The organism is Flavobacterium sp. N3904, from assembly GCF_025947305.1.
Taxonomy (GTDB): domain Bacteria; phylum Bacteroidota; class Bacteroidia; order Flavobacteriales; family Flavobacteriaceae; genus Flavobacterium.
The window spans coordinates 2,907,489-2,919,401 of record NZ_CP110009.1; the positions used below are offsets into that span (position 1 = coordinate 2,907,489).

Annotated in this window: 9 protein-coding genes and 1 tRNA gene; 1 reads left to right on the plus strand and 9 read right to left on the minus strand. The window is 33.2% G+C overall.

Annotation, left to right across the window (positions count from 1 at the left end):
• Positions 1-47: 47 nt before the first annotated feature.
• The 5 genes from OLM57_RS12355 to OLM57_RS12375 all read right to left on the minus strand — a co-directional run bounded on the left by OLM57_RS12355 (position 48) and on the right by OLM57_RS12375 (position 4,807).
• Entirely contained in the window at positions 48-1,625 is a 1,578-nt protein-coding gene (locus tag OLM57_RS12355; protein ID WP_264564002.1) for a phage tail sheath family protein, read from the minus strand.
• A gap of 36 nt (positions 1,626-1,661) precedes the next feature.
• On the minus strand, positions 1,662-2,492 hold the full coding sequence (locus OLM57_RS12360; RefSeq protein WP_264564003.1) for a hypothetical protein: 831 nt from the start codon (positions 2,490-2,492) through the stop codon (positions 1,662-1,664).
• Positions 2,489-3,058, minus strand: coding sequence for a DUF4255 domain-containing protein (locus OLM57_RS12365; RefSeq protein WP_264564004.1), 570 nt, complete (start codon positions 3,056-3,058; stop codon positions 2,489-2,491). The genes OLM57_RS12360 and OLM57_RS12365 overlap by 4 nt, the downstream gene beginning before the upstream one ends.
• A 353-nt stretch (positions 3,059-3,411) precedes the next feature.
• Positions 3,412-4,278, minus strand: coding sequence for a helix-turn-helix transcriptional regulator (locus tag OLM57_RS12370; RefSeq protein ID WP_264564005.1), 867 nt, complete (start codon positions 4,276-4,278; stop codon positions 3,412-3,414).
• Between the two features lie 455 nt (positions 4,279-4,733).
• A tRNA-Arg gene (locus OLM57_RS12375) sits at positions 4,734-4,807 on the minus strand.
• Positions 4,808-4,921: 114 nt separating this feature from the next.
• Here OLM57_RS12375 and OLM57_RS12380 point away from each other — a divergent pair.
• On the plus strand, positions 4,922-5,434 hold the full coding sequence (locus OLM57_RS12380; protein ID WP_264564006.1) for an adenine phosphoribosyltransferase: 513 nt from the start codon (positions 4,922-4,924) through the stop codon (positions 5,432-5,434).
• A 129-nt stretch (positions 5,435-5,563) separates the two neighbouring features.
• Here the strand turns inward: OLM57_RS12380 and OLM57_RS12385 are convergent, their stop codons facing one another.
• From OLM57_RS12385 to OLM57_RS12400, 4 genes are all read right to left on the minus strand, one after another.
• Complete coding sequence (locus tag OLM57_RS12385) at positions 5,564-5,704, minus strand: SsrA-binding protein (protein ID WP_264564007.1); 141 nt, start codon at positions 5,702-5,704, stop codon at positions 5,564-5,566.
• A gap of 70 nt (positions 5,705-5,774) precedes the next feature.
• On the minus strand, positions 5,775-7,658 hold the full coding sequence (locus tag OLM57_RS12390) for a M56 family metallopeptidase (protein WP_264564008.1): 1,884 nt from the start codon (positions 7,656-7,658) through the stop codon (positions 5,775-5,777).
• A 70-nt stretch (positions 7,659-7,728) separates the two neighbouring features.
• Positions 7,729-8,097, minus strand: coding sequence for a BlaI/MecI/CopY family transcriptional regulator (locus OLM57_RS12395; protein WP_264564009.1), 369 nt, complete (start codon positions 8,095-8,097; stop codon positions 7,729-7,731).
• A 218-nt stretch (positions 8,098-8,315) separates the two neighbouring features.
• A complete protein-coding gene (locus tag OLM57_RS12400; protein WP_264564010.1) occupies positions 8,316-11,744 on the minus strand; it encodes a polysaccharide lyase family 8 super-sandwich domain-containing protein in 3,429 nt (1,142 codons plus the stop codon).
• Positions 11,745-11,913: the final 169 nt, after the last annotated feature.

The window sequence follows — 11,913 nt, forward strand, 5'->3', positions numbered from 1 at the left end:
TAAAATTTAATTGATTTTTTCTTTATTAACTACTGAATATTTGTTGATTAACTGGAAGTTGCCATTTGTTGTTGGAACGTAAGCACAATGAATTCTGCAGGATGTACAACGGCTACTTTTACGGTAACATTCATAAATCCGAGTAGAATATCGTCTCCTGTCATTGTAGAACCTAATCCACAGGCTACTGAAAATGCATCAGATGCACTGGCACCTTGCAAACCGCCTTGTTTCCAAATTGAAGTTAAAAAACTTCCAATCATAGACTTCACGGCTTCCCAGGTATTTTTGTCATTGGGTTGAAAAACATAAGCTTGTGCGGCCAATTTACAGGACTGCTCCAGGAAAATCATAGTTCTTCTTACCGGAATGTATTTCCAATCTTGGCTATTTCCATCGAGAGTTCTGGATCCCCAAACTAAAATACCAAGTCCATTGAATAATCGAATGGCATTTATGGATTTACCGGAAACGGCATCTACATTTAAATTTCCTTGTTGACTTTCTGAAATGCAAATTGGTAGTGATGCAGCTCCAATGATAGAGGTGTTCGCTGGTGCTTGCCAAGGTCCAACCTGATTATCAGTTGTAGTAATCACTCCTGCCATAGCTCCACTTGGAGGAAGAATATTGGCATCACTTAATACATGTTTTATGATTAACGAGTACATAGGACTCGCAATTATAAGCGCATTATTGTTTTGGGTAACCGTCAAGCCACTTTCTGGATTTTGTATATTGGCGATAATTGCTGCAACACTAGGATTGGGTGCACTCGCTGGATTAATGATCGGTTCCAATTGTTTTACATCTCCACCAAATAAGTTGGTGTAATCGATGTCTTGATTTTGCATTATGGTGGTTCCCAAGAATGGATAATAAGCCATCCCATAATTTAGTCCAAGCGAACCTGTATTCATTCTGAAATTTGAAATGTCTTGGGTGTATAAGATTGGATCGGGATCGTTACCTCCAATGATATCAAACAAGCACATCGCTGTTTGCATTTTTGTAGATTGAAGAAGCATACTTTGCATAAGAGTACCATTGTTTTCAACACTTAATAAGGTTGCTTCGGGACAAATGTACATTGTAGGTTCTGGTTCATTTAGCAATAAGGCAAGACCAGACATTAAATCGTTTACCTGCACATTTGGATTTACAATTGGAGTCCCTGGAGCCATCGGTTTTTTGGAAGGAGCTCCATAGGTACCAACAGAAACAATGTAGGCATCACCACCACCATTTTCATAAAAAAGCTTCACGCTATTGTACAAATAATAGATGGTATTGGGATCTGGAACAATTGAATAGTAAGACCCAGCAATCAACATATAGTCTCCCTTTGTTGGTTGACTTTTTTGCTGTACTAAGTAATATTCAGGACTATATTGTTTTGCAGGACTCGCAGGAAGCGGAGGATCCGGTAAACAAAAAAAAGCTTGAAAGTCAGAGAATGAAGTGATTCTTACTGGCACATTCGTGTACGATTTTCCTTCGTAAGAGGCTTGTGGTGTGTACCCAATAAATGCTGGTACAGCCGTAGCAACTGCTACAACTGAGTTCGGAAAAGCATTTAATTCTTGAATGTAAACACCAGGAGTTTGGATGGTAGATAAATTCATTGATTTTTAATTTTTAATGTTCATTTTAAATTGTTTTTATAGATAGATATACATTGGTGATGCAACTTGATTATTTTCTATAATTGCTATCCGAGAAACATCGGGGACAGGCAACCCTTTAATTATTATTTTGGCATTTGTATTCTTTTGTTTGGTTTCATCTGAGGTATTCTTTTCGATTAAGTCAAATTTATATTTTGGTTTTTCGCTGAGCTGGATATAAGTTTCATTTGAGGTGAAAAGCAATGCCTGTTCTCCCGTTTGGATTGTTACCTTCTCAGGGCCGTCAAATTGTATTGTGTTTTTTTCTGCAATTGTAGGATTGTTTAACGGGATGGCGCTTCTGTTAATGATATAGTATTGCCATTGGGTTTCTCTTGCTTTAAAGTTTATCTCAAAATGGATTGGTTTTGAACCGGTTTGGTACTTTTTTATATCTTCAAAATAAATTTTTAATTGTCCAAAAAGCAGGGTTGTTTCTTTGGTTTCCAAAGTTTGATGGAGTTGAATAGTACCATCATTATTTAGATTTTTAGCATCCTGACTATTATAAATAATTTGTCCAAGCCAGTTGATAGGCAATGCCGTAAAAAGCATGAAATTTGGATTACTGGATTTGATGCTAAAGTCAAAAAAATCCTGTTTCGTAGTTTTGGAGATGTAATCCAATACCGAATCTATTGATGAGGTAGCATTATAGAATAAATCGAACCCGTTAGCAGTAGTATTTATTATGAAACCAAATTTCCTTAGTATTTTTTCGGTTTGACCATTGGGAGTAAAGTGCAGGCAATTGCATTTATTGTTTTCAAAATAAGTATGAAATACAGATATGCCAAACACTTTTATGAAATTACTTTCTATCATACTGTTACATTGTTTTTTGTATTTGTTATGGCAGGTATAATTTCTACAGTTTCATGGCCTTGAACTTTTACCAACTTCATTTTATAAATTATTGAAGGTTGATATTTTGCTCCCATTGCAGTCCACAAACTATGCATTTGATGGTATGAAATTTTTTCATATTCAAATTCCAGTTTTGTCAGCCCTTCGGGAATAGAAGAGGAGGAGGAAGCATCTAAATAATTATTAATTTGAAAAAAATAAATAATAGCGTCAAGAAATTTCAAAGATTCAGTATAATCATCAAAATTTGTACTGATTAATAAGTCCAGATTGTATCTTTCTACAGGGTTGAAGTTGGAGTAATTCCCGTTTTCTAATTTTTTATTCTGGATATAAAAAGGCTGATTGGTTTCTTTCTCTATATTGATTAACGATAAAACCACTTTGTTTTGATTCATTTTTGGTATTGAACCATTTGGATCCACAAGATAATTCAAGACTATTTTCTCTTCGTCAAGCCTAAAACGGTTTTTTAAAAACTGTCCTAATAATTTATTTGTAAACTGAAGAGATTTATATATCATTGTAATTCGATTCTTAAATTTTGTCTAATGTACCAAAGAAATAGATTGCCTAAGTCTATTGGTAAAAGTACTTTAGAATTTAATTTGAACAGAATTTTATGAATGTACTTTTCATGTACATAATTGATTTTTTTTTGTTTTTTGTAGACAAAATATAGACAGTTTTGTTTTTTGAATGAAAAAAATAAGTTTTCATTTAGTTGTAATACAATGTTTTATGATTTTAGTCAATGATTTTTTGGGTGCAAGACATTATATTATCCAACACAAAGTTGATTATAAATAAGGTTTCCCCAATTATACATAAAATATAATCGGTTAGAATAAATAAATATAATTGGGATGAGTGTGATTTAGGATACGGTTCTTAAATACGAAATGATGTCTTGTTCTTTTTCAAGTGTTAATTTCTTCTTCAGTCGGTATTTATGGGTTCGTACACTTTCCTGATTGATACCAAGAAGATTTGTGATGTCATTATTGCTCATATTCATTTTGATATAGCAACAATATTTTAAGTCTTTGGAACTTAGCGAAGGATGTTTTTGGGCAAGAGCCAATAAAAAGTTTGGATTGGATTGTTCAAAATAGATTTTAAAATCATCCCAGAGTTTGGTATCATTGGCAACCGTTTTTATAGAATTTACTATAGACATTAATTCTGTTCGGGTACAATCATCTACATTTGGATAAAGATAGGAGATACGTTCTTTTACTTTTAGCAATACTTCTACCTTTTGATCAAGTTCCATAACATAATGACTCAACTCTCGGGTATTACATTCATTTTTTTGAAATGCTGATTCTGTAAATGACTCAACTGGTTTAATTTTTGTTTCCGTTTTTTTTAAAAGAAAGATGGACTGAATTCTATAAATGAAAAAATCTGTATTGTTGATGTGATTATAAGGATATGTAAAAACGATACAGTTTTTGGACCAGCATAAAGATTCGCATTCGTAACTTCTTGTTAAACAAAGTATTGGTGTTTCTTTTTTATTGGAATTAAAATTAGCATCGCATATTATTGGGGTGTTTTTTTTGAAACACAAAATAATTAGATCTGGATTTAATGATTTTGCAGTAGTATTTAAATCTACTACTCTAGAAACAGAAACTATAGAAAAGGTAAAATCAGATATTATGGATAAGATGTTTAATACTTTCGTTAACAGTGTTGTATCATCACATCCAATTAATATTGATTTTTTTTCGCTCATATTTGAATATTTTTTTAATACCTCTCAATAGTTGTCTGGATTTATAGATGACGTATATTATTTTCAAGGCATCCCCAGGTCATTTAATATTACTTTATTAAGATTTTTTATATGTTTTACCTTATAAAGACCATGCTTTTTAATGAATTTTGAATTTGTACAGTAATTAGCAGAAGTGAATTTACAATCAAAATTATAGTAAAAATAATAAAAATGCTACAAAGCAGGTTTTTATTGTCATAAGATGATTCGAATTTGTAGTATCAAAAATGATTTTTTAGCCTTTGACTTTATAATTATTTTTATAGATTTAAGTCAAAATAAATTTATTATTTGCATTGACATATCTTTAGTAAGGTACAATCAAGAAGGGATTTTATGGAAAAAAAGAGGATTTGGTATAAATAAAAATCCCTAAACTCTTAGTATAAAGTGTTTAGGGATTTATGTTTTTGTGACCTTGACTGGATTCAAACCAGTAACCTCTTGAGCCGTAATCAAGTGCGCTATTCAGTTGCGCCACAAGGCCATTTTGCTTACTTATTCATTGTTTTCAACGATGTGCATTGAACTTGTTTGCGGGTGCAAATATAGGAATAAATGTGTAACTTGCAAGTATGAATTTATATAAAAGTTAAAAAAAATGAACCTGAAAAATTATATACGTGATATTCAAGGATTTCCAAAGGAAGGAATTGTGTTTAAAGACATCACTCCGTTGCTAATTGATTCTAATGCAAGGAATAAATGTCTAGAAATCTTGGTGTCATCGGTAAAAGAAAAAAAAATTGACAAAGTAATTGGAGTAGAAAGTCGTGGTTTTTTCTTCGGGATGCTTTTGGCGCAGGAATTGAATGTCGGTTTTATCCCTGTTCGAAAGCCCAATAAATTGCCTTTTACTACCATCTCGGCTTCCTATGATTTAGAATACGGTACTGATACACTCGAAATTCATACCGATGCGATTCAAAAAGGTGACAGGGTTCTCATTCACGATGATGTTTTGGCCACGGGAGGAACAGCAAAAGCCGTTTGCGAATTGGTAGAACGACTAGGAGGTATAATTGTACAATGCAATTTCCTGATGGAAATCACTTTCTTGAACGGAAGAGAAAAGATTGCAGGGAATGAGATTTTTGCGGCAATAACTTATTAATTGTTTAAGGTTTAAAGTTGTTTGATTTTTGTTTAAATAAGGCAGTTTCATGACCTTTTTACTATTTTAAACTCTTAAACAATTTAAACTTTTAAACAATTCAAACTCTTTTTAAACAAACCGAAATCTTTATCCAAGTGCTCTTGTAGTTACATAATAACGATACCCAATAATAGACATTTGCCATTTTTTGGCTTTAGAAACGTCTAGTCTTTGTTTGGTAAAGCTGGGTAAAATAAGTTTGTTGATTTGAGCTAGAATTTTAAACATAGTTTTTTTTCAAAGATATAAAAAAAGACGGTCTCGATGGTGACCGTCTTTTTTTTTGGACTTTGAAAATTTATTGCTTATTTTCTTTTTCTAGCTTAGAATTGTATTCATCCATTTGTTGCTGGAATATTTTCATTTTCTCTTCAAAAACTTCCATTTCTTTGTTGAATGGTTCCATTTGTTTGTCAAATTCTGCCATTTGTTTATCAAAAGCTTCCATTTGAGGTTCTAGTTTCTTCATTTGGGCATCATAGTCCTCCATTTTCTTTTCAAACTCTTTCCATGCTTTTTTGTCTCCATTTATCGGATCACCTTTCGGGGTTTTTGGTACCTTTGGAAATGCCGGAGGGGCTGGAGTTTTAAATTTCATAACAGGTGGAGTAGGCGGCACTGGAGGAACGGGCATATTTTTGTCTTGGGTATACATTCTGTTTTTTGTTATAATACGGATTGTTTTTCCATCCTTATTCACATCCATAGTTTCGATTGTTCCTTGATCTAAATTTTCCAATTCGTTTTGGTCTACTTTTTGGCCATTGATATAAATGTCATTCTCGCTGCCTATTTTTGCAAACTTTTTTGTAATTATTCTGATTTCTTGTTTGTCATTATTTTTATTGACATTTACGGTTGCAATTTCGTTAGGATCCAATTTATCCATTTCGGCTTTGTCTGATTTTGATCCGTTGATATAAATTTGGGTATCAGCAGAAATAGGAGTGTTAGGGGAAACAACATTATTTACAACGACTAGCTTGTCAACCGATTTATCCTCTTCGACAAAATCGATTACTAACATTCCTTTTGTATCTTTAGAAATTGCTATGCCAAATGGTTTTATTGCCTCGGAACTTTTTACAGTTCTGTTTTCAGCAATTTCTTTCCCTTTTTTTAATTCAACAGTAATAGCAGTGAGTTCGTTATTGGAGTTTCTTTTTGTATTCGAAAAAAGAACGATTATGCCATAGTTTTTAGTGATTGTCTCTGCTTTTTCTTTTAATTCAGCTTCGGTGGTGTTTTTGGTGATTTTATAAACATCTTCATCATTTGAAGTTGAAGTTGATTGTTCTATTTTTGGACTTCGATTTTTCTCTTTAGCAATTACTTCCATTTGGAATAAAAATACAAAGGCAATTAATGCCGGAAGTACTAATGCATACTTCCAGGAATTCCATTTTTTTGATTGGTTTTTGTTTAACATAACGATTCGTTTTTTGATTAATGATTGATAAAAATGATTGGTAAGTACAACACAATTTTCGTGAGTTGTTATTTTTAAAAGCGTGAGTTGGTATGCTTTTTTGTCGGACATGTTTTTGGTTGCTTCGCTATCGGCAATGAATTCCAGGTTTTGCAAAATGGCTTTTTTGTACAGCCAAACAAAAGGATTAAACCAAAAAAGGATGCAAAAGAAACGTGTGATTAAGACGTCTATAGTGTGGTATTGTTCGCTGTGTACTTTTTCGTGTTCGAGTATGCTCTCCATTTCAGACTCGTTGTACAGTGATGAGTTATATACAATGGTATTAAAATAGGAGAAAGGAGCAATGTTCTCTTTGGTGTCAATAAATTTATGGTCGGCTTGTTGCTGGATGGTTTTGCCTTTTAAAACGCGATTAAGGTGATAAAAGTCCAATGCAAACTGGGCTAAAAACAATAATATTCCAATTATATAAGCAGCGACCAAAACGGGATACCAATTGATTTCAAAGTTTTCTTCTTGGACAGGTCTCATGGGAAGTTTTGACCAGTCAAAGTTGGTTGGTGTTGGTTCTACCCAAACAATTGTGGTAAAAACTATCCATGGCAAAATTGCAGATGTGAACAAACCTGCTAAAAGAAACCAACGATTTGCTGTAAAAAAAGTTTCTTTTCGCAATAGGAAATAATAAGCAATATAGAACATTGCTATCAGTCCGCTCGATTTTGCTACAAATATGAATAGTGTTTCCATTTTTTATTGTTTTTTTATTCCTAAATTTTATTTTTTTCTGGTTGTCATGAGTCCCATTTTTTTAAGCGGATTATTTTATTTCTTTTGGGGTTTCAATCATAGAAAGGATTTCACGTAATTCGGCTGCCGATATTTTTTCTTCTTTGGCAAAAAAGGAAACCATGTTTTTATAAGAACTATTAAAATAATTATCGATAGCAGTACTCATAAAACCTTTTCTGTAATCCTCTAGGCTTACAATTGGAAAGTATTGATGGGTGTTACCAAATGCATTGTGATTTACATATCCTTTTTCTTCCAGATTGCGAATAATAGTGGATAAAGTGTTGTAATGCGGCTGGTCTTCGGTGATTTCGGCCATGACTTCTTTTACGAATGCTTTTTTGAGCTTCCATAAAATGTGCATGATCTCTTCTTCTTTGTTTGTTAGTTTTTGCATGATGATTTTATTTGAAACAAACTTACAACTATATTTTTAGTTTACAAACTATAAATATAGTTATTTAACTAAAATTTTAGTTTTGTATTGATTTTGTTGAAAAAAATAAGGAGATCCACTCTGTTATATTTCGAAAATATTGAATTTGAGTTTGAAGTCTTTTAAAATGCAAAAGCCACCTCAAGTTAATGAGATGGCTTTATTTTGCACAAATAAAATCAAAGTTTTATCAATTTGATTGTTTTTGTATTAGTACCTTGTTTAATTACTGCTAGATATTCTCCGGGAGCAAATTCTTCTCCAAAAACAAAAGGTTCTCCATTATTGGTTTGAATTTTTTTTACTTTTTGTCCTAGAATATTATAAACTACCACATCAACTTTTTCGCTATTTCCACCCTTCAGTTCCAATGTAAATTGATGTTTGTTTGGGTTGGGATAAGCCAATACATCAAAAGCAACAACTTCGGAAGGAGATTTTACAAGTACTGATTTTGTCATTTTACCTGTAGGAGGTGGATTGATTGTGGCAGTGGCAGGAATGGAAATGCATCCGTTTGTGTTTTTGGCATAAATCGAGTAATTACCTTGAGATAAGTTTTCAAATAGTCCAGTGGTATTTGTGAATGTTGTACCATTTAGGCTAAAGCTTAAATCGGTAATTGAACTGGTTACTGCAATGCTACCAGTGCTTACGGCGGTGGTTGGTTGTGTAACATTCAATGTAGGCATCGCTGGTGCGCTGCTTAGTCCTGAGCATGGATTTACTGCTGTTAGATTTACTTCAACAGGTAATCCGTCTGCGAGATTGAATTGAATTACTGTTTGTGAAGCATTGGAAGATACAATGCTCGCATTTGGATTACTGGTTAAATTCCATTGATAATTTAGGGTTAATTGAGCCACAACTATTGTAGAAGGATTCGTCCCTAAGTTGGGATTGCTGATAGACAAAACGATTTCATTATAATTTTGGTTGGTACTTTGATACATAACCAAACATGGTGTATTATTGGCTTTGATGAGTCCGTTTATAAGGCTTGTATTGATTGATGGCAAAGCGTATGCCCAAGTTTTCGACGCTTTGTGCTCAATGATTTGTGATGAAATATTATTTTGATGCACGTTGTACGGTTTGGTCTGAGTGGTTTGCATGGATTGGGCAAAATCAGTCATTATGAAGGTATTTGCAAATGGGATGCATACAAATTCATACGAATTGTTTACAGGGGCAATTCCGTGATCCAAGTAAGCCAGTCTGTAATTGTTGGAGGCATTACTGGCAATTGTCGCAGCTGTTGGAAAAACCTGATTTTGATATGGAGTCGTTTGTGTTGAATTTTGTATTTTGAGTGTTCCAGAATTGGGTGAAATAAAATAACCCGTATTGTAATTATCCAAAACCCAATTAGATGATGTTCCAGAAAAAGATTCGGCACTTTGGCTAGATTTTACCACACCATTAACAAATATGTCATTTGAATTGTTATTCAGTCTTTGGAATAAAGTAGTTACGGTAGGGTTTGTGGTGTCGTTATTACTGATTCCGCTACCCAAACAAATTATATAATTGTCAATAGCAAAATAGGTTTTAGTAAATTCGAAAGTATTATTATGTGTGATTGGGCCTAATGTGGTACCGAACCCCAAATTATTACGCTCTTTAAACTTCATTGCAAACAATCCAGACTCTCCCATAGTTTTAGTCAAAGCATTTCCTGATTTTTGCTTTAATGCCAATGAACCCGCAAAACCATAGGTGTTGTATTCGTCTACTCTAGTTTTTTCGGCTTGCAATTTATCCCAAGGTAGCACTATAGTTGTGGCTCCTGGATTGTAATTCCAATCCCATCCGATGTCACTAAATCCATTACCTGTGGTTTTGTCGCCTTGATAAATTATTTCCAAAGAACCATAACTTTGGTATCTTCCGTATCTGTTTTGGCTCGTGTATATTTCAGAGCCCCATAAAACATCCGATTGACCTTTCATTGATGCAATCCAATTATTCTTTCTGTAAATCGCAAGGTTTCCATAATTGAATTGAATGTATCCCTCTTCAAAATTGGCACTTGTACTATAATTGAATAGGGAATTGACTCCAAATTTTCTATTATAAATGCCTGCCAAAAGCGGATCGGCATTTGTTAATCCTAGAATTTTACCGCCAGATATTGCAGTGTTAGACAATGTAAGCGGTGTCAAAGAAGTCGTTTTTGTCTGAGGATTTCTACCTCCCATAGCAAACGGGATTACCCCAGCATCATTACTATACATCAATTGAGCATATTGAGCATCTCTAAATCTTAGGTACGAGGCCTGATCAATTTGGAATACTGTATTTTCCAATGCTTTAATGGCTTTTGTGGCATTTTCAAAAGCATACATATAACCGTCATAATTTGCATTGTGGTGGTAACCCAAACCATCTTTTTTAATCCCATCCGTTGTTCCGTTGGTGTAAATTAAAAAGCGTTCCAAAAATCTTTTAACGGTTTTTAGGTACCTGATTTTTTCGTCATTTGTAGCAAACCAATCGGCATATGCCAATAATACGTCTAAATTTAAATATACGGTATCGGTGCTTATAGCGCCGTTAGTGGCTGTGGTTGTTATATCATAATTGGGGTCAAATAGATACTGAAATAATGCAGTTTCGGTATATAATGTGTTTCCAAACAATGCCTTAACATTAGCGGGTAAATAACTGTTGAGAAAGACAGTAGGTCGAGAGAGGTATCTATAATTATAAAAAGTCAATGCAGTATTGGTAGTATTACAATTCTGTTTGCATAAATACCATATTGCATTTATGGCTTTTGTACTAACATTAGTATCTGTAGGGTTGAATTTTAAATACTTTGCAAAAGTGTTCAAAAAATTAATCTGATTTACATCGGTTATAGCGTTTCCTGTAATCGTATTGCCATTTACAACTATGTTTAAAAGATTATATTGAGTAATAGCATCATTAATTTCTATTGTTGTTGGGGAAACAGTTCCCAAAACTTGATCCGATAAACTGGTTCTTATGGCATTCAAATCGTTTACCTCGGTTGTTGTTGCAGTAGTAAGAGGTAAATCAAAATTGAAAATTGGTTGGCAAATGGGCAGCATATTTACAAATTGAGTTCCTATTTTTAGATAATCAATAGCCAAAACCCGAACAATGTTTAGGTCATCTGCTCGAACAAAGCGTATGTATATTTGGTCTCCTACACTAGCAGTGGTAAAGGTATAATTTAATGTTGCTGTGCCAACAATTCCAGTTGCTGTAGTAATAACGGCTGTTTCTTTCAAAACTAGATTATCCGTGCTGTTGTAAATTTGCATTTTGAACTTTACATACGATGAAGCATTTTGATAGTATTTTGCCTCCAAGCTAATTTGCTGTGCATTTGTTGGAGCGCCTCCCAATAAATATTTTATACCTTGTAATGCCGGTGTAGTTGCAGTTCCTTTGATTTGCATGGCGCCATCGTTGAGACCATCTCCATTGTCGGCATCGTTTGTGGCAAGGCTATAAACAGGAGTTGTGTTTTCAATTCTTGACCAATTAAAATTTAGTGGATCAATAGTAACTTGTGCCTTTACTACATTAGTAACTAAAAGAATAATAAGTAACAGCGGTGTAAATTTTAGTTTCATAATTTTAGACTTATTAAGATTAATTATTAAAATACATTTATGAAAAATATTTTTTTCAGTTTAATTAATTCTCTCGAATATTTTTTGTGTATAAAATATTGATTTTCATAGACATAAAGATATTGAAAAATAATAAATATTTTGTTTTATTTGTGAAGAAAATATTTGC

Excerpts from the sequence above, each read along its gene's own strand:
- OLM57_RS12400 (WP_264564010.1), bottom strand. The coding sequence starts at position 11,744 with ATGAAACTAAAATTTACACCGCTGTTACTTATTATTCTTTTAGTTACT.
- OLM57_RS12365 (WP_264564004.1), bottom strand. The coding sequence starts at position 3,058 with ATGATATATAAATCTCTTCAGTTTACAAATAAATTATTAGGACAGTTT.
- OLM57_RS12385 (WP_264564007.1), bottom strand. The coding sequence starts at position 5,704 with ATGTTTAAAATTCTAGCTCAAATCAACAAACTTATTTTACCCAGCTTT.
- OLM57_RS12370 (WP_264564005.1), bottom strand. The coding sequence starts at position 4,278 with ATGAGCGAAAAAAAATCAATATTAATTGGATGTGATGATACAACACTG.
- OLM57_RS12390 (WP_264564008.1), bottom strand. The coding sequence starts at position 7,658 with ATGGAAACACTATTCATATTTGTAGCAAAATCGAGCGGACTGATAGCA.
- OLM57_RS12355 (WP_264564002.1), bottom strand. The coding sequence starts at position 1,625 with ATGAATTTATCTACCATCCAAACTCCTGGTGTTTACATTCAAGAATTA.
- OLM57_RS12395 (WP_264564009.1), bottom strand. The coding sequence starts at position 8,097 with ATGCAAAAACTAACAAACAAAGAAGAAGAGATCATGCACATTTTATGG.
- OLM57_RS12360 (WP_264564003.1), bottom strand. The coding sequence starts at position 2,492 with ATGATAGAAAGTAATTTCATAAAAGTGTTTGGCATATCTGTATTTCAT.
- OLM57_RS12380 (WP_264564006.1), top strand. The coding sequence starts at position 4,922 with ATGAACCTGAAAAATTATATACGTGATATTCAAGGATTTCCAAAGGAA.